The sequence below is a fragment of the Catenulispora acidiphila DSM 44928 genome (assembly GCF_000024025.1).
In the GTDB taxonomy this organism is placed as follows: Bacteria; Actinomycetota; Actinomycetes; order Streptomycetales; family Catenulisporaceae; genus Catenulispora; species Catenulispora acidiphila.
Genome location: NC_013131.1, coordinates 8480352 through 8497196 on the forward strand (window position 1 = coordinate 8480352; position 16845 = coordinate 8497196).

16 protein-coding genes and 1 tRNA gene are annotated in these 16845 nt (G+C 65.4%); 9 read left to right on the plus strand and 8 right to left on the minus strand.

Annotated features, from left to right (window positions below; all coding sequences use genetic code 11):
- Window positions 1-32 precede the first annotated feature (32 nt).
- Window positions 33-1463, minus strand: coding sequence for an aldehyde dehydrogenase family protein (locus CACI_RS36125; protein WP_015795857.1), 1431 nt, complete (start codon window positions 1461-1463; stop codon window positions 33-35).
- A 136-nt stretch (window positions 1464-1599) separates the two neighbouring features.
- Window positions 1600-3714, minus strand: coding sequence for an MMPL family transporter (locus CACI_RS36130; protein WP_015795858.1), 2115 nt, complete (start codon window positions 3712-3714; stop codon window positions 1600-1602).
- A 157-nt stretch (window positions 3715-3871) separates the two neighbouring features.
- Here CACI_RS36130 and CACI_RS36135 point away from each other — a divergent pair, with 157 nt between their 5' ends.
- Window positions 3872-4351 (plus strand): ribose-5-phosphate isomerase, encoded by a 480-nt coding sequence (locus CACI_RS36135; RefSeq protein ID WP_015795859.1) that lies wholly within the window; start codon window positions 3872-3874, stop codon window positions 4349-4351.
- A gap of 149 nt (window positions 4352-4500) precedes the next feature.
- Here the strand turns inward: CACI_RS36135 and CACI_RS36140 are convergent.
- The 3 genes from CACI_RS36140 to CACI_RS36150 form a co-directional block, all read right to left on the minus strand.
- Window positions 4501-4574, minus strand: a tRNA-Gly gene (locus CACI_RS36140).
- Between the two features lie 81 nt (window positions 4575-4655).
- Window positions 4656-5963, minus strand: coding sequence for a PP2C family protein-serine/threonine phosphatase (locus CACI_RS36145; RefSeq protein WP_015795860.1), 1308 nt, complete (start codon window positions 5961-5963; stop codon window positions 4656-4658).
- Between the two features lie 100 nt (window positions 5964-6063).
- On the minus strand, window positions 6064-6897 hold the full coding sequence (locus CACI_RS36150) for an Fpg/Nei family DNA glycosylase (RefSeq protein WP_015795861.1): 834 nt from the start codon (window positions 6895-6897) through the stop codon (window positions 6064-6066).
- A gap of 57 nt (window positions 6898-6954) precedes the next feature.
- On the opposite strand from CACI_RS36150, the gene CACI_RS50555 reads away from it, so the two are divergent.
- The 5 genes from CACI_RS50555 to CACI_RS50565 all read left to right on the plus strand — a co-directional run bounded on the left by CACI_RS50555 (window position 6955) and on the right by CACI_RS50565 (window position 10233).
- Window positions 6955-7578 (plus strand): hypothetical protein, encoded by a 624-nt coding sequence (locus CACI_RS50555; RefSeq protein WP_143765521.1) that lies wholly within the window; start codon window positions 6955-6957, stop codon window positions 7576-7578.
- 340 nt (window positions 7579-7918) lie between these two features.
- A complete protein-coding gene (locus CACI_RS54515) occupies window positions 7919-8086 on the plus strand; it encodes a helix-turn-helix domain-containing protein (protein WP_223297688.1) in 168 nt (55 codons plus the stop codon).
- A 272-nt stretch (window positions 8087-8358) separates the two neighbouring features.
- Window positions 8359-8880 carry an SLATT domain-containing protein gene (locus CACI_RS36155; protein ID WP_015795864.1) on the plus strand — a complete coding sequence of 174 codons (522 nt, stop codon included), beginning with the start codon at window positions 8359-8361 and terminating at the stop codon, window positions 8878-8880.
- Between the two features lie 2 nt (window positions 8881-8882).
- A complete protein-coding gene (locus CACI_RS36160) occupies window positions 8883-9749 on the plus strand; it encodes a nucleotidyltransferase domain-containing protein (RefSeq protein WP_015795865.1) in 867 nt (288 codons plus the stop codon).
- Window positions 9750-9849: 100 nt separating this feature from the next.
- On the plus strand, window positions 9850-10233 hold the full coding sequence (locus CACI_RS50565; protein WP_143765523.1) for a hypothetical protein: 384 nt from the start codon (window positions 9850-9852) through the stop codon (window positions 10231-10233).
- Window positions 10234-10237: 4 nt separating this feature from the next.
- Here the strand turns inward: CACI_RS50565 and CACI_RS48580 are convergent, their stop codons facing one another.
- On the minus strand, window positions 10238-11089 hold the full coding sequence (locus CACI_RS48580; protein ID WP_015795866.1) for a helix-turn-helix domain-containing protein: 852 nt from the start codon (window positions 11087-11089) through the stop codon (window positions 10238-10240).
- 127 nt (window positions 11090-11216) lie between these two features.
- Between CACI_RS48580 and CACI_RS36170 the strand changes: the two genes are divergently transcribed.
- The 3 genes from CACI_RS36170 (at window position 11217) to CACI_RS36180 (ending at window position 13305) form a co-directional block, all read left to right on the plus strand.
- Window positions 11217-11498, plus strand: a complete 282-nt coding sequence (locus tag CACI_RS36170; RefSeq protein ID WP_015795867.1) for a DUF3892 domain-containing protein — start codon at window positions 11217-11219, stop codon at window positions 11496-11498.
- Between the two features lie 128 nt (window positions 11499-11626).
- The gene (locus CACI_RS36175; RefSeq protein ID WP_015795868.1) at window positions 11627-12790 is read left to right on the plus strand and encodes a hypothetical protein; all 1164 of its coding nucleotides are present in this window, start codon (window positions 11627-11629) and stop codon (window positions 12788-12790) included.
- A gap of 122 nt (window positions 12791-12912) precedes the next feature.
- On the plus strand, window positions 12913-13305 hold the full coding sequence (locus tag CACI_RS36180) for a hypothetical protein (protein WP_015795869.1): 393 nt from the start codon (window positions 12913-12915) through the stop codon (window positions 13303-13305).
- 20 nt (window positions 13306-13325) lie between these two features.
- Here the strand turns inward: CACI_RS36180 and CACI_RS36185 are convergent, their stop codons facing one another.
- Both CACI_RS36185 and CACI_RS36190 read right to left on the minus strand, forming a co-directional pair.
- Window positions 13326-14732 (minus strand): hypothetical protein, encoded by a 1407-nt coding sequence (locus CACI_RS36185; RefSeq protein WP_015795870.1) that lies wholly within the window; start codon window positions 14730-14732, stop codon window positions 13326-13328.
- A complete protein-coding gene (locus CACI_RS36190; RefSeq protein ID WP_015795871.1) occupies window positions 14732-16831 on the minus strand; it encodes a helicase HerA domain-containing protein in 2100 nt (699 codons plus the stop codon). The genes CACI_RS36185 and CACI_RS36190 overlap by 1 nt, the downstream gene beginning before the upstream one ends.
- Window positions 16832-16845 lie beyond the last annotated feature (14 nt).

The following is a 16845-nucleotide window of genomic DNA, read 5'->3' on the forward strand; positions in this document are numbered from 1 at the left end:
TTTCGAGCTTGCCGCTTGCCGCTCTCGGCGAATCAGACCCGGAACTGGAGCGACTTCGTCTGCAGATACTCCTCCAGCCCGAAACGGCCCAGCTCGCGTCCGACACCGGAGCCCTTGTAGCCGCCGAAGGGCGCCGCGAGGTTGAACCGGCCGCCGTTGATGTCGACCTGGCCGGTGTCCATGCGCCGGGCGAAGGCGACGGCCTCGTGGTCGTCGGCCGCCCACACCGCGCCGGCCAGGCCGTACTCGGTGGCGTTGGCGATGCGCAGGGCGTCCTCGGCGTCGTGGAAGGACATCACGGAGATGACCGGGCCGAAGATCTCCTCGCGCGCCACGGCCATGTCGGTGGTGACGTCGGCCAGGACCGTCGGGCGGACGTAGAAGCCGGTCGGCAGGCCCTCCGGCGGCTGCGCGCCGCCGACCACCACGCGCGCGCCCTCGCCGACGGCGTCGTTCAGGTAGCCGCGCACGCGCTCCCGCTGCTTGGCGTTGACCAGCGGGCCGACCCGGGTCTCGGCCTTGGTCGGGTCGCCGGGCACGAACTTGGCCGCGGCGTCGGCGGCGATGCTCAGCGCCTCGGCGTAGTGGTCCTCCGGGACCAGCAGGCGGGTCCAGGCCGAGCAGGTCTGGCCGGAGTTGTTGAAGACGTTGGCGACCGCGACGTTGACCGCCTTCGCCAGGTCCGCGCCGGGCAGCACGACACACGCCGACTTGCCGCCGAGTTCCAGCGCGAGCCGCTTGACGCCGCGCCCGGCGTGCTCGGCGACCTGCCGGCCGACGGCGGTGGAGCCGGTGAAGGAGACCATGTCGACGTCCGGGTGCGCGGCCAGCGCGGCGCCGGCCGCCGCCCCGGTCCCGGTGACCAGGTTGAACACGCCGGGCGGGAAGCCGGCCTCGTCGACCAGCCGGGCGAACAGGCGCGCGGTCAGCGGCGTGTCCTCGGCGGGCTTGAGCACCACGGCGCACCCGGCCGCCAGCGCCGGCACCACCTTGGCGACGACCTGGTGCAGCGGGTAGTTCCACGGCGTGATCGCGCCGACGACGCCGGCCGGCTCGTGGTAGACGGTCGAGTTGCCGACCTGCTCTTCGAACTCGTAGTCGGCCAGGATGCGCAGGTAGCTCTCTGCGACACCCAGCGGCAGCGCGGCCTGCACGGCGGTGGCGAAGCCGACCGGGCAGCCGAGCTCGGCGACGACGGTCTCGACGATCTCCGGCTGCGCCTCGGCGAGCTTGGCGACCAGATGCCCGAGGAACTCCAGGCGGTAGTCCTTGTGGCTGGCGCCCCAGGCGCGCGCCGCCGACCGGGCCGCGGCCACGGCGGCGTCCACGTCGGCCGCCCCGCCGGCCGGGATGACGGCGATCACCTCTTCGGTGGCCGGGTTCAGCACGTCCACCGTCTCGGTGGCCGCCGAGGGGATCCATTTTCCGCCGATGTACTGGTCGGTGAAGGTGAGCACGCTCATTGGGCCGTCCCGGGGAAACTAGCAGTGCGAATTTCTGCGGACGCTAGCGCCACGATCATGGCGGCACAAGGACGCCCCGCGAGGTCCAGGGCGTGTCGTTGCTCACGGGACCCGCCGATCGTGCCCGGCCCGCGGCTCATGGCGACGGCTCCACCCGCAGGAGGCGCGCCGCCCACGCCGGCAGCACCCAGTTCCAGCGCCCGAACAGGGACACCAGCGCGGGCACGAGCAGCGCGCGCACGACGGTGGCGTCCAGCAGGATGCCGATGCCCAGCCCGGTCGCGAAGATCTTGAGGAACGTCGACGGGGCGCTGGCCAGGGCCGCGAAGGCCAGGAAGAGGATCAGCGCGGCGCTGGTGACCAGGCGGCCGGTCCGGCCGAGGCCCACGACCACCGCGTCGTCGGTGCGCGCGCCGGCGTCGAACTCCTCGCGCATCCGGGACAGAATGAAGACCTCGTAGTCCATCGACAGGCCGTAGAGGAACGCGAAGACGATCATCGGGATCCAGAACGGGATGCCGCCGGTCGCCGGGATACCCCAGATGGCGTGCGAGCCGTGGCCGTCCTGCCAGATCAGGACCATGCCGCCGTAGGCCGCGGCGACCGAGAGCAGGTTCGCCAGCACCGCCTTGGCCGGGAGCAGCAGGGAACGGAAGGTGCGGGCCAGGACCAGGAAGGTCAGGATGGCCAGGACCGCCAGCAATAAGGGGAACTGGCCGTACATCTTGTGGATGTTGTCGATGTTGGCCAGTGCGCTGGAGGCCACGAGGGTGCCCGGGACGGCGTGCTCGAACTCGGTGCGGGTGAGCTTGGCGATGTGCTGGCCCTGGCTGGTCGCGGCTTCGTCGCTGGGGAGGATGACGGTCATCGGCCAGCGGGTCGTCGGGGTCTTCTCGGTGCCGGGCGGCGGCGTGGTCACCGCGATGGCGGCGTACAGGCCGTGGCTGATCGCCGAGACCGTGACCTGGCTGCCCGACGTGTTCGGCGGCGTCAGCACGACATAGGGATTGAGGACGCCGCTCGGGATGTCGGCGGTGCGCAGGGCCACGAGTCCCTGCCGGGCGTCGCCGGACTTGGCGAGGGAGTCAGTGGTCGGATCGCCTTCGTGGATGCCGAGCGCCGCCACGGCCAGGGGCACCAGCACCAGCAGAGCCAGCCCGGCGGCGATCCACCTGTGCCGCACCACCCAGCGGGCCCACGCGGTCCAGGCCCGGCTGGGCTTGTCCTCGTGCCGCAGGCGCGGCCAGTCCAGGCGGCGCCCGAAGCCGGTGAGCGCGATCGGCAGCAGCGTCAGCGTCACCGCCACGCTGACCACCGGGATCAGCATCCCGCCGATGCCGATGGAGCGCATGAACTGGATCGGCACGACGATCAGCGAGAGCAGACCCAGGGCCACGGTCAGGCCGCTGACCAGCACGGCACGCCCGGCGGTGGCCATCGCCCGGTGCACGGCGGTCTCGTTGTCCGCGCCGTGCGCCACCTCCTCGCGCCACCGGGTGACCAGCAGCAGCGAGTAGTCGATGGCCACGCCCAGCCCGATCAGGCCGACCATGTACTGCACGACCGCCTGCACCTTCATGAACTCGCTCAGGAGCAGCACAACGAGATAGCTGGACAGAATGGAGACCGCTGCGATCATCAGCGGCAGCAGCGCGAGGAAGGACCCGAACACGAAGGCCAGCACGATCAGCGCCCCGGCCGCCCCGAGCAGCGCCTCGGCGAGCACCCCGTTCCCGCCGCCGTTGCCGTTGGACGACAGCGGCGTGATCCCGGTGACGTGCACCTGGGTCCCCGCCGGAGCGGCGGCGGCGAGCCGGCGCGGCAGGACGCGAGCGGCATCCGTCTGGACCTTGGCATCCTTGACCTGGTCGTTGACCGCCGGAGTGAAGACGAGGGCGAACATGGTCCGGCCGTCAGCGCCCAGGAACGCCCGATTGCCACTGTTGTAGTAGTCGACGACCCGCCCCGGCACGGCAGCCAGCGCGGGCTCCAGCTTCGCACGAGCAGCCTCGGGCGTGACCCCCGGCGGCAGCACGAACACCGGCACGAGCGGATCGAGCCCGCCCCCGACGTGATACTGCGCCACCAGGGCATCGCTCGCCGCCGCACTCGGCGTCCCGGCGATGGTGAAGCTCTGATTCAGGTGCTTGGACAGCACCGACGAAGCCCACCCGCCACCGAGCAGCAGCACCACCCACAGAGCCGCGATCGCCCGCCGCTTCGCGAGCACGAATCTCGAGAATCGCTCCACGGCTGCCCCCTACACGTGTCGGCTCGGCTGTCTCTCCAGTCACTCCAGAATCATCATTGACGACAAGAACAACAGTGCACCACCGCACCACCCGCCGCAATCGGCCGAACGGGTGGCCGACACCGCCCCCCGCCCCCCGGATGGGATAATCCTCCATATGCGCATCTACCTCGGCAGCGACCACGCCGGCTACGACCTGAAGAACCACCTCGTCACCTGGCTGACCGCCGCCGGGCACGAAGCAGTCGACTGCGGCCCCCACACCCTCGACCCCCAGGACGACTACCCCCCCTACGTGATGCTCGCCGCCAGCAAAACAGCCGCCGACCCCGACACCCTCGGCATCGTCATCGGCGGCTCCGGCAACGGCGAAGCAATCGCCGCCAACAAAGTAGACGGCATCCGAGCAGCCCTAGCCTGGAGCGAAGAAACAGCCCGCCTAGGCCGCCTCCACAACAACGCCAACGTCATCAGCATCGGCGCCCGCATGCACACCGAAGCAGAAGCCACCCACTTCGTAGAACTCTTCATCACCACCCCCTTCACCAACGAAGAACGCCACAACCGCCGCATCCAACTGATGACCGACTACGAAAAGACCGGCGAACTCCCACCCCTCCCCAACACCACCAGCTGACACAAGGCAGGTCGCACGAAGGCTGAGACGCAGAAGGGCCGCCCATTCGGCGGCCCTCTCTCTGTTCAGAGCCAGCGAGCAGACGCGCTCACGCCGAACAGCACAAAAGCCCAACTCCGCCGCTAGGGCTGAGCTGGGCTCCGCAAGTCTGGAGCGGATGACCGGGATCGAACCGGCACAATCTGCTTGGAAGGCAGAGACTCTACCATTGAGCTACATCCGCACTCGCGGCCTGGAGGGGTCGCGCGTGGGTCTATCTTGGCACACTTGGCGGCTGGTTCTCACCCCGGTTGCGGGGGCGGGTTTAGGTTCGCCAGACGACTACGAGGGCTCGGTCGTCCTTGACGTTGGGTGCTACTTCGTTGATGAGGCGGTCGGCTCCGCCGGCGAAGCTGGTGGTGAGGCGGGTTTCGGCGGCGCCTAGGAGGCGGTCTAGGCCTTCGTCTAGGTCGCGGCCGGGGCGTTCTACGAGGCCGTCGGTGAAGAGGAGGAGGGCGTCGCCTCTGTCGAGGCAGCCTTCGGTGGCGGGGAATTCTGCGTCGTCGAGGATGCCTAGGAGGGGGCCTTCGGCTTCTTCGGTGGACCAGCGGCCGGTTTTGGCGGTCAGGCGGGCGATGGGTGGGTGGCCCGCGCTGTGGAAGCGGTAGTGGCCGGTTTCCAGTTCGACGACGAGGTGGACGGCTGTGGCGAAGCCTTCGTCCCAGTCTTGGCGGAGGAGGTACTTGTTCGCCGAGGTGAGGAAGTCGCGGGAGGGGACGGTGCCGAGGAGGCCGCCGAAGGCTCCGGACAGGAGGAGGGCTCGGGTGCCCGCTGCCAGGCCTTTGCCGCTGACGTCGACGAGGCTGAGTTCGAGGGTCTGGCCTTGGGTCGGCGCGTCGTCGAAGTCGGCGGTGGGAGTGGGATGGGGATTGGCGGCGGGGTCTGGGCCGGGTGCCGCGGAGGTTCCGGAAGCAGCCGCGAGTCCCGGCACGCTGCTCGTCCCGACCGCGTTGGCCACCGGCACGGGGCGGCGCTGGGCCGGGAACGCCGGGTGGGACAGGGCCGCGATGAGGAAGTCGCCGGCGAAGGACTGACCACCGGCTGATCTGATCGACATATCGACATGCCAGTCGGCCGGCAGGCGTGGCACCACGCCCTGGGCCCGCAGCCGCTCACGCAGGTCCAGCAACATCGCCTCACCGCGTGTGCCCTGGACGCCGAGCCGGAGGCGGGAGCGCGACGTCAGTATCACCAGCGCCGCGGTGGCGAAGACCGCCAGTGCCGAGCCGAAGGCCACGCCGGCGCGCTCGCGGTGCCAGGACACGGCCATCAGGACCGCGATGCAGATCACCAGCAGGAGCAGTTGCCCGCGCAGCTTCATCAGCAGGCCGCCGGCCAGGACCGGGAGGGCCAGCATCGCCGGGGTCCAGGCTTCGGGGAAGGCCACGGTCAGCATGCCGAAGCCGACGGCCACCATGCCGAGGGCGGGCAGCAGGTAGAGGTCCGAGGCCATGGCGTTGTCCGTGAGCCAGCGCCCGATTTCGCTCTCGGCGAAGCGGGCGCCGACGATGCGCCGGCGCCGCCCGACGGCCGCACGCCTGCCGGACCGCCCATTCCCCGAGTCCGCGGTCATGCGCGAACCTTATCGGTCATACGGCCTTTTCGTCACCCTGCGATCACCGCGCGACCACGGTCCGCAGTGGACCGCAGGGTTCGAACATACTTTGTGGGGCTCAGGCGGCGCTCTTTTGGCAGGTCGGGCACCAGAAGAGGTTCCGGTCGCGGACTCCGGCCGTCGCCACCGGCGTGCCGCACACCAGGCACGGCTGGCCGTTGCGGCGGTAGACGTACACCTCGCCGCCGTGGTCGTCCTTGCGCGGCGGACGGCCCATCGCCTCCGGCGTGTGCTGCGGCCAGACCGTGTCGATGCGGCCGATGCGCGCACCCTCGGCCATCAGCTCGACCAGGTCGGTCCAGATGCCGTCCCATTGCTCGCGGGCGAGGTCGCGGCCCTTGAGGTACGGGTCGAGACCGGCCCGGTACAGCACTTCGGCGCGGTAGACGTTGCCCACGCCCGACAGCACCGGCTGCTCCATCAGCAGCTCGGCGACGGTCAGGGAACTGTTCGAGATCTTGCGCCATGCGAGGTCCGGGTCGGCGTCGGCGCGCAGCGGATCCGGGCCCAGACGGCGCACCAGGGCGCCGCGCTCCTCGGGACCGTACAGGTCGCACGCCGAGGCGCCGCGCAGGTCGGCATGCCCCGATTTGCCCACCATCCGCAGCCGCACCTGACCGACCACCGGACCGGGCGGTTCCTCGGTCACATGGAACTTGCCGTACAAACCGAGGTGCACATGGATCCAACGATCGGGACCGAATCCGATGAACAAATGCTTCCCGTGCGCCTCCGAACCGGCATATGGAAGATCTGCCACAAGGCGCGCACTGGCTTCAAAACGCCCCTGCGGGCTGCTGACCTCGGACAACGGCGATTCCGAGGTGAGTTCGGGGGTGAAGACCGAGTCGAGTTTGCCGGCAAGACGGTGAATCACGTGACCTTCGGGCATACCTAAGGACACTACCCGTCCCCACCGACACCGGATCACGACGAAGGCGGCAGCCTGATGACCATTGAGAGCCTCGGCCGCAAGGGCGGCCCCAAGCCCGGAGACCTCGGCGCGAACCCGCGCCACAGCCGACGCCCGCAGCCGGAGACGAGGATCGTGCCCACGGCACGGCCCAAGCCCGCCCCGCCGCGGACGCCTCCGGGCATGGGAGAGGCACGACGGGCCGTCCCGCAGCCGCCGGCACAGCGCCCGCAGGGATCGCAGGGATCGCAGGGGTCACAAGGACCGCAAGGACCGCAAGGACCGCAAGGACCGCAAGGGCAGGCGCAGGCACAGGCACAACCCCAGGCGCAAGGACAACAGCACCAAGGCCAGCAGGCGCCGCAGGGCCACCAGACTCAGCCGACCCCCCAGGCACAGGCCCAAGCACACGCCCAAGCCCAACCCCACACCCAGTCCCGCCTCACCGAAGCGAAGCCCGCCAGACCCCCCGAAGCACCGAACGCCCGCGATCGAGCCGCCGGACCCACGCCCGGCCAGCAGAAGTCCCGCGGCCGCGGAGACAAGGCGGACAACCGCGGCGAGCGCTCCCTCTACGACGGCGGCTCCCCCTCGGCGAACCGTCTGGGACCGGCGAAGGCGATGCGCGCCCGGGACGTTTCACGGCCGCGTGACTGGTGATAGCGAACGCGAAGACTCACGTCGAAGGCCCGGGACCATATGGTCACCGGGCCTTCGACGTCATGTCGGGGTGACCGAGGCCCTTTCACACCGGTCGAAGCCCGTTCAACGACTCTTGGAAATGGCCGCTACCTGGGCAGACAGTCCTGAACCCGCAGAGCCACGTGCACGCTCGCAGTGCCGCACCCTTCGTCAGTTGGCGAACAGTGACACGGACGAACTCGTCCATGCTTGGGAGCAAGGGGTGGGGGTCGCGGAGATCGCAGCACGCTCGGGCATCCACCGATCTACCGTGTGGAGGCACCTCAGGAACCGAGGGATCGACGCCTCTGACCGGTCGATGGGTCCTAATGGCCTGACACGAGCGATCGAACTGTACGCGGAGGGGCGGACGCTCGTTCAGATCGCCAGGGAGTTCGGCGTCGCCAAGAAGACGATCAGAAAGCGGCTCGTTGAAGGCGGTGTCGTGATCCGTCGGGGCGGCCGGGCCAGCTGGGAATCTCGCTAACCCTGGGCATCCCCAAGGCTGAATCAGGCCACTTCGAGGATCAACTAGCACTCGAACTCCGCGAGTGCTAGCGTCTCGTCCTCAGCTCAGCGGAGCGGAAACGCCGCCAGTCCGATCATGCCGACGACGTCAGCGTCTACGCCGGGCGATCCCTGTGGCCAGGTACTTTCCTCGATCACAAGGGGCGTTCATATTCAGCGGCCCCGCACGTTGAGTACGGAGCCTCACACCAAAGGAAGCGGCGCGTACGCGTCGGTCAAGTGAGGTAGTTCGTGTCCCTGACCCCTAAGAACCTGCCCGAGTCGCTTCAACCGCTCGCCGCTGAAGCAGACCGTATCCACGAAAGCGCGCTGTGGAGCTCCCAAGGTCAGTTTGAACAGGCCAAACTGTGGCGGCTCATGAACCTGGTGCTCGGCGTACCGGCGGCAGTGCTGGCCGCGATTTCCGGCGGAACAAGTCTCGCCGGGCACGTGGGAGCTGTTCCAGGTGTCCTGGGTCTGCTGGCCGCAGCGCTCGGCGCAACGCTGACGACGGTCAACGCGTCCCGCCGCATGACGCAAGCTCAGGCGTCGGCCAACGCGTACCTCCAGCTCCAGACGGAAGCCCGGCAGTTCCTCACGATCGACCTTGAAGGAATGAGCCGCGAAGATGCCCGCGAGGCACTCCGCAACCTGACGAACACCCGCGACGAACTAAACAAGACCGCCGACCCACCGGGTCGACTCGCCTACCTGCGTTCCAAAAAGAACATCGGCGACGGTGGACAGAGCTACAGCACCGACAAGGAGACGTGAACATGGCAAGCGACGCCACCGAGGGGTTCAACACGTGTCTGCGCTGGCTCACCCCAAGCGACGCCGAGCGCTCGAAGGCTTCGACGCACCGGGCAGGCATCGAGGCGAAGCTCTCCAGCAAGTTCGGCCTGTACCGGATGTTCGAGAGCGGCTCGTTCAGCAATGGCACAGGCGTCAGTGGCCGTAGCGACACCGACCTATTCGCATCGCTCAAATCGTCGAAGCCTTCTCTGGGTTCGAGCTCACTCTCGGCCGTTCGGTATGCCCTTTTGGAGCGCTTCCCGAGCACGTCAATCACCGTGCGGACGCCGGCTGTCGTGCTGAACTTCGGCAACGGATATGAGCGCGTCGAAGTCATCCCGGCGTATGCGGTGGGCACGACTAATGGTTTCACGAAGTACAGCATCCCTGGTGTCACGTCAGACTGGATGGAGTCGACGCCGCAAGCACATCTTGCCTACGTGAACGGGTCAAACGCGAAGCCGAGCCAAGGCAACGCGAAGGCTCTGGCACGACTCCTTAAAGCATGGAAGTACTACCAGAATGTGCCGATCTCCTCGTTCTATTTGGAGATGCGGGCTGCGGCGTATACGCGCACGCAGAGTTCCATCTACTACTGGATGGATATCTACTTCCTCTTGAGCAGCCTCCAGACTACGAGCCTGGCAGCGATGAACGATCCGACTGGCACAACAGGCTCGATCCGGCCATGCTCATCCGACGCGACTAAGCAGGTTGCCCTCTCAAAGCTTGATACTGCAGTTACGCGTGCAAAGAAGGCGTTTGACGCGGCGAAGGACGGCAAAATGAAAGTCGCATTCGACAACTGGGATCTCCTATTTGGCGGTAATTTCCCAGCATACTATTAGGATGGCGTGCTGGCTATTTCCGCTCGCTTCGCCTGAAAAGCTTGATCCAACTGCCCAATTCCTCTTTAATAAGACAGTCACTAACAAGAGGAGGGTCGGAATGGGCGAACAACCAGCAGCAGAGCAACAGGCGGCGGGCGAAGAAGCACAGAAGACAACAGTCTTTGCGCCTCGCATCCCCGTACCCATGCGACAAGACGTAGAAGCCATACAGGGCCTCACTGGTCAGAGCGTCAACGAAGTTGGTGTCGAAGCCCTGACCCTCTGGATGGAAGCCAAGCTCGCAGACGAAACTCTTGGCGCACAGGCACTTGCAGAGATCGAGGCCGAACAGCAACGGCTGGACCAACGACGTGCAAGTATCGCCAGCCTTGTTGGCCAGCGTGCCGTGACGGAGACTGCACCGAAGCCGGACGGACCCGACCCGAACCGCCCCGTCGGCAAGCAACGTAAAGCGACGTCGTCGGGCGAAACCGCGAGTTGACAGCTCAGAACGCTGGCTCCGTTAGCCGCAAATTGACAAGCCGGAAACCCATCGCCGCAGGGCTGACTTTAAACAGCGCGGCCAACGTCTGTGCGTCTTCGTTCTGAGCGAAGGCTTCTCGGACCATCACAGCGGGCATCAGGAGGTTCGCGGCGAAGTCATTTGCTGCCCGTTCGGCTCGCCAGTCAAATTCTGGATGGCTTCCAGTAGCGTGCTGTGATAGTTCGTTACCAAATTCCAGATGGAATCGATCGAAGTGCTGTAGGAGCTTGTGACCTAGCTCATGGGCAAGCGTAAATCGCTGACGAGTCTGCGCCTGTGTCTTATTGACCCAGACAACCGGACCTGATTCGAGGTTAACCATCAGGCCGTCAACGTCTTCAAAGTCCCACGGATGAATCAAAATTCCACAGCCCGCAACCAGTTCTTCAATACGAACTGGAGGCTGCTTGACGCCAGCAGCAATTAAGAGGGCCTCGGCCGTGTCACGGGGTGATGCGGGCGCAACCTCCCACAGAAGACTTGGCCGCGGGCGCTGCTCGGCATCCTTTGCGAAGGCCTCGAGCTGCTCTGCGAGTTGCTGTGCGTCGACTTGTTCGGCAACCGCCCGGAGTAGCGCCCCGACAGGCCGCTGCTCGCGAGGATCGGGAAGCAGCTCCGAGATGCCAAGACCGAGAACCCGGGCAAGCTCGATCAGGTCGTCAAGGCCAACGCTGCGCCGTCCGGACTCCCAATACGAAATGGCCGTGGGGGTCGGTTGCCCTGCGAGCCTGGCCGCAAGCTCGGCCTGTGACCAGCCACGCCTTGTCCGAGCCGCACGAATCCGCTGGCCCACCTCTACCGCGGTGGAACTCATTTGGGTCTCCGAACTAGACATGCGGACATACCACTGAGGTAAGATCGCTCAACACAACGGTAAGGCAGCTCGTTGAGCTACGCCACCGCAGTCTAGGGGCAAATTTGCCCAGATTCGGAGAATGATCATGAATACCGTTCGCATGACTCACAAGCGCCTCGCTGGCGGCTCCGGCCACGAGCACATCGTCCGGCTCTGGTGGACGGACGCGGCAAACCGGGTCGGCGACAACTCCACGGCCGAGTTCGTAGGATGGATCGAGGCCAAGACTGTCGCGGCGTACGTGCAGGATAGCTATGGCAATCGTGTCAGCGTGGGTGTTGTGACCCCGCAGTTCGGTGCGAAGTACCTGCGCACCCGCGCCGATGGCAAGTGGACGGACAACCTGTTGGCGCTGCCGAACGAGTAGTCACGGCTTGGGGTGAGAGGAAAGACGGGGCTGAGCCTCACCCCAACGATGGGTATGTCGTTCCGCCTCCGCCGCCTGGCATCTCCATGACCGTGTAACGCAGATCACCTACCTCATAGGCTGTCAAGATGGACGTTCGAACGCTTCTGAAGAAGCTGCAACTCGCGGTTCGCTCCGAACCGGCCGATACGGATATCCCGTTCGGACGCACACAGAAGCTCCCCGACGATCTCCGTGTCGGAGACCACGATGCACTGCATGTCGGCACAGATATCTCACGCCGGATCCGTAATGTCGTCGCCGCTCTGCTCTCGGACCTCCACTACGAGCATCTGAAGGACGGTGCTGACGCCGCAGTCTGGGACTTCGTGTGCCATGCGGCCATCGAGCGAAGCAAGGACCACGTGGCCGGCTTCATCCAGCAGCATCATCAGGACTTGCGCGTGGCAACCGTGCGCTTCAGTGTCGAGTACCTCACTGTCACCGTTCCGTTCGAAGTCTTCGAGGTGACGTTCCAACCACTGCCCGCCGAGGACACCGACGAAGGACAGCGCTTCCGGCTCGATGCACACTGCGGTTCACTGGCTGGCGTCGAGGTGTCCGGTACCGACATGGAGCGCATGGTCGCCCGCGGACGCGAGCACGTCGAGCACGCCCTCCGGGTACTCCGTATCAGTATGGCCAACGTGGAACAGCTCAATGAGGGACAGCTGCGGTTCAAACTCGGACAGTGGTACGCGATAGAAGGTATGGGGCGCGGCTTCCACCGCTACCGTGACGCCCCCATTCCTTTGGAGCTCCCGAAGCAGCCAGCCGAATTGTTCGCCAACTTCGCCTTGCTGCCGATCCGCTACGACGACCGAACAGAGATCGGTCGCCAAGCCAAGTTGGCCCTGGGCTGGATCAACTCAGCACGCCTCGCTATTGATCCGATCCACAAGGTCGCCTTCCTCTTTTCGGCGCTCGAGTCGATGCTCGGCGACAAGTCGGCTGGACTCAAGGCACCGATGCTCATGTACTTCCGGACGCTGCTTGGACAGGTGGTGAACGACGGCTTCCCCAGTCCGAACCGCCTGTACGAGTTCTACGATGAGGTTCGGTCGAACGCCGTGCATGGCGAAGAGGTTCCGGAGTTCACCACCGATGAAGTGAACCGGTTGGAGTGGAGCATCCGCTCGGCGCTTGTCGAACTGCTCACGCTCTGCGACCAGCACAAGCTCACCAAACGATCTCAGGTGCGCAAAACCCTCTTGGCCACTGAGCACGCACGGCCGACGTACGACCACCTGTAGGCCACCACCCCGGCGGAGTGGTGGCGGCGGTGGTCGCCCTGGGGCGCTCCCACTCCAGACAGTTGCACTGAAAAGGATGACCCTAAGCCGACCAACAGTTCCGAGGAAGGCGAGGCTTCGTCATGAGCTGGCTTACCGACGGCAGCGACGTCGCGACTATGGCCACGGGCCTGTCGGCAGTGACTGCAGCGTTCGTGTGGACGAACGCCCAGCTCCGAGGTTGGAAGCAGGAACGAGCTGCCATGCGGCGCCGGAACTGGCACGGCTATATCGAGCTGGGGATGATCGATACCTGGGGGGTCAGGCTCGTAGAGCAGCCCGACGAGCCAACTGCGAGAGTAGTCCTTGAGGTCGTAACCAGCGATGGCACGCCTGACGACCATATGGCTCACACCATGCACCAACGGGTCAAGCAGGACGGATGGCTCAGCAGATCCCCCACGCCGACCGAATACGAGTTCCTCAAGCACTTGTACCGTGAGCGCGGCTATGGCAAGGGCGAACGGGTTGATTGAGTCGCTGCTTCTGCCCCTCCTTAATACACCGGCGTCCGCCCGAACCCGATGCTGTCACGGTCGAGCTGGAGTCCACGCTGCGCAAGGAGGGTGAGTACATCCCGGCCGGTGCCAAGCGGCAGCGAGGCAGCTGAGTGTGCCAGTGCAAGCGGAATGACGGCGTTGGGGTACAAGCGTGTCTGGAACCGATCGAGCGCCTCAAGGGTGGCGCGCAGCGTGGGATAGCTGTCTATCGCTTCGCAGGGGTTCGCGCCTTCTGGCCCTTGTTCGTAGGGCTGCCCCGCGGGCACGCGTGGCACAGTTACCACGAGCATCTGGTCGGTGCTGGTCTTGTAAAAGAAGCGCCGGCCGTAGAACTCGTCTTTGCCGTAGGTACCAGCGCTAGGGCGCCGGCGGATCTTCTCGCTGATGTACGCATTGCTCAGGGTCATGACGTGCTGGGGTGGGATCTGGCTCGCGATGGCCATGGCGTGGTCGACGAAGACTCCGCTCTTCTCGATGCCTACCAACAGCGGCACAGCGTGGCCCTGCTGGGCGAGCCAGTGGCACAGCCGGCCCCAGTATTCGACCATGCGCCTCTTCAGGGGCGCGGTTGGGCCGAAGAAGGCGAGTGGCCCGTCGGTAATGAACAGTCCGGCTCCGAGAGCGGTCGGTGCGTAGCGTGCGAAGTTGTCGATGTAGGACAGAGCGAGTAGCCGTTCGGCGACGTTCATGACTCGGGTAAGGATGTTCACGTTCGAGCCCTCGTCCGCATACTCCTCGTGCGTCCGCAGCAGATCGGTCGGATAGAGGGCGCAGCCACACTCGGAACAAGTAGTCGGATCTGTGCCGACTTTCTGACCGGAAGCTTGGCAGTCAGGGCAGCGGCCGAGCTCGGGACGGACGTCGGCTTCCGGTTCTCCCGGTCTACCGTGCAGCCGCAGCAGGGCATCGACTAGGGAGTAAGGGCTGCCGAAGTCTGCGATGGCCTGCCGCTTGAAGGTCTCGTACAGCTCGACGCGCCACGACTCTACGCCCGACATCTGTGGCCGGGTGACCTGAGAGCTGGGCAAGACGGTCTGGATAGTCTGGCGGGTCTGGGCGCGCTGCACCTTCCGGGCATCCACCAGGCCGTCGACTCGCGCGTTGAGGAACTCGTCGACGCGGACCAGCACGCCAGCTATCTGTATGTAACCCACGCGGACCGATGGATACTGGCGGCGGGCTTCGACCTCTTGGTCCGAGCCGTCGAAGGAGATGACGAATGACGGTCCCTGTTGCCGGTCAGACTTGAGGTCGTTCAAGGCGACGCATCGATCGGCGATCGCCGCCGAATCCTCAGCGCCGAGTATCGGCGTCTCCCAGCGGGACAGCGCTTCGACGATGAGCGGGCTTTCGGCAGTAGGCAGATGCCCGAGACGGGATGCCCGCTCGTTGGGGTATGGCATCAGCGGACCTGTCCAGGAACCGTGATCTCTGCCTGCCCCGAGGCCTTGCGCGCGCCATTGATCATGTCGTGGTCGAACTTGGCGATCTGGATCGGCACGATGTACTTGCCGGAGAACGTCTTCATGCGGGCGAAGCCTGGTTCCTCAGACCGCCGGATCTCGTCGGCAAACACGGCAAAATCGTAGTAGTGCGCGAGCTCGCGAGTCTCCTGGTCAGAGTTCAGGTGGGCAATGACCCAATTGTGAGTGTTCGACAGGATCCGGCGGTCGACCGAGGAGACCTCTTGCGTCGCGTAGATGACTCCGATCTCGTACTTCGCAGACTCCTTGGCCAGGCGCACCCACGGGTCCGTTTCGTTCTTGTTGGCCCTCTCCCGGTCGAACAGTCGGTGGGCTTCTTCGACGACGATCTGCATCCGCATTGGGTCCTGGTTACTTCGGAACCGCTTGTTCGCCAAGTCCAGGAGGCCACGGACTAGCCGTTCGGACAGCATCGTCGCGACCCGTTCCGATCCATACGACAAGTCAACGATGACAAGCATGCCGCGCTCCAGGTCGCTCGCGACCTGCGGGAGTAGGTTGGCATCGGCCTTCGGGTCGTGAAAATCAGTACTGCCCTTCAACCGGTTGAGAATGGCCGTCCCACCCCCGCTACCGTCATAGGCCGCACGTATGGCCATGAATGGCACGCACTCCCGCCACTTGGTGATGTCAGGGCCGGAGTACGGTTTCCGGTCGGTGGCTTTCTCGGCTGCCTGGATGTGACGGCACAGCCAATCCATGGTGCTCTTGAGCCCGTCCATGGTCTTGACTGTCACGTAACCGCTTTCCTTAATCAGCGTTGACGAGCCGTAGTCCTTCAAGATGGCGTCAGCGACCACGCCAGCCATCTGAAATCGAATGCCGCTCCAGCCGCTCGGTACCTTGAAGCCAGCCTTGGCTAGGAGCGCGTACAAAGCGAAGCGTCCGCATCGGGCCCGGTTACTTGCGCCGAGGTAGGCGCTGTCCTTATCCCCACCCGGGTAGTCTTCCGCGTCAGGGTTTTCGATTTCGGCGGCCTTGAACGCGTGCACATACCCTGCTTCGAGATCCCCGATGCACTCCTCAATGAGACCGCGTACCGCTGGCAGGTGCGACTGGTCATAGAAGTTGATCGTCAGCGAGCGTTCCTGCTGGTCATCCGGGTTGGCACGCAACTTATAGATCCGCACCCAGTCCTCACCGAGTAGCCGGAGGCCAGTCTTGTCCTGCTGGTTCACCGAGGCGTATTCGCCCTGCGGGTCGAAGATCAGCTGACCGATCGGCCGCTTCGTCGTCTGCGAGTACTCGAAGATAGCGGTGCAGATCGTCTTGTTGGTGTTCGACTTACCCGCGCGGGTCATGCCCAGGACGGCGGTCTTGCGCGCGATGAAGTCCGTCACGCGCACGTTGACTGGCACGGCCGCCAACCCCGCGGCCACAGCCCGTCTGCGTGTAGCAGCGAACCGCACATGCCCAAGCTCAATCAGCGCCGGAGCAATTTGGCGCTCTATCTCGTCCTTCGTCCGCTGCGGATACGAGGCGAGGAACTTCAGAGTCTCAGCCGACGGCGTGTAGACGAAGTAGCGGGCACCGGCGTAGACGTTGTCGATGTCGGCGCCGTATTGGATGAACGCTTGGCCAGCTACGGACTCGGGGTAAAACGTGCCCAATACGTCGCACTCAAAGGCCGACATCTGGATCTGACCCTCCGTGAGGGTATCCAGGATCTCTGAAGGCTTTCGGTCGCGGAGGTCCGCGTCGCGCATCGCGGCCATTCGGGTGGCCACCACTTCGGACTGGTTGGGGAGCTGCGCAACACCGCGAACACGGAGGAGGATGATCTCGTCCTCATCAAGCGGCTCATCGTGCTCACGATTCGGAGCGGTCGCCGCCGCCAAGAGGAAGCCGTGACGCGGCACGCCGCCAGCGTCTCGCTTCAAGAGATCATCGGTGATGATGACGGCTCGCTCGTAGTCGAGGTGATAGATGCCGCCGAGTCGCCGAGCTCCCTTAAGGAGGCCGGTGAGAGGGTTCGCCTCCACGACAGCTTGCGCGGCCATTCCCTGGAACGAGGCCATTGACACCCCTGCTC

Excerpts from the sequence above, each read along its gene's own strand:
- CACI_RS36125 (WP_015795857.1), bottom strand. The coding sequence starts at position 1,463 with ATGAGCGTGCTCACCTTCACCGACCAGTACATCGGCGGAAAATGGATC.
- CACI_RS36135 (WP_015795859.1), top strand. The coding sequence starts at position 3,872 with ATGCGCATCTACCTCGGCAGCGACCACGCCGGCTACGACCTGAAGAAC.
- CACI_RS36145 (WP_015795860.1), bottom strand. The coding sequence starts at position 5,963 with ATGACCGCGGACTCGGGGAATGGGCGGTCCGGCAGGCGTGCGGCCGTC.
- CACI_RS36150 (WP_015795861.1), bottom strand. The coding sequence starts at position 6,897 with ATGCCCGAAGGTCACGTGATTCACCGTCTTGCCGGCAAACTCGACTCG.
- CACI_RS50555 (WP_143765521.1), top strand. The coding sequence starts at position 6,955 with ATGACCATTGAGAGCCTCGGCCGCAAGGGCGGCCCCAAGCCCGGAGAC.
- CACI_RS54515 (WP_223297688.1), top strand. The coding sequence starts at position 7,919 with ATGGGTCCTAATGGCCTGACACGAGCGATCGAACTGTACGCGGAGGGG.
- CACI_RS36160 (WP_015795865.1), top strand. The coding sequence starts at position 8,883 with ATGGCAAGCGACGCCACCGAGGGGTTCAACACGTGTCTGCGCTGGCTC.
- CACI_RS50565 (WP_143765523.1), top strand. The coding sequence starts at position 9,850 with ATGGGCGAACAACCAGCAGCAGAGCAACAGGCGGCGGGCGAAGAAGCA.
- CACI_RS48580 (WP_015795866.1), bottom strand. The coding sequence starts at position 11,089 with ATGAGTTCCACCGCGGTAGAGGTGGGCCAGCGGATTCGTGCGGCTCGG.
- CACI_RS36170 (WP_015795867.1), top strand. The coding sequence starts at position 11,217 with ATGAATACCGTTCGCATGACTCACAAGCGCCTCGCTGGCGGCTCCGGC.
- CACI_RS36175 (WP_015795868.1), top strand. The coding sequence starts at position 11,627 with ATGGACGTTCGAACGCTTCTGAAGAAGCTGCAACTCGCGGTTCGCTCC.
- CACI_RS36180 (WP_015795869.1), top strand. The coding sequence starts at position 12,913 with ATGAGCTGGCTTACCGACGGCAGCGACGTCGCGACTATGGCCACGGGC.
- CACI_RS36185 (WP_015795870.1), bottom strand. The coding sequence starts at position 14,732 with ATGCCATACCCCAACGAGCGGGCATCCCGTCTCGGGCATCTGCCTACT.
- CACI_RS36190 (WP_015795871.1), bottom strand. The coding sequence starts at position 16,831 with ATGGCCTCGTTCCAGGGAATGGCCGCGCAAGCTGTCGTGGAGGCGAAC.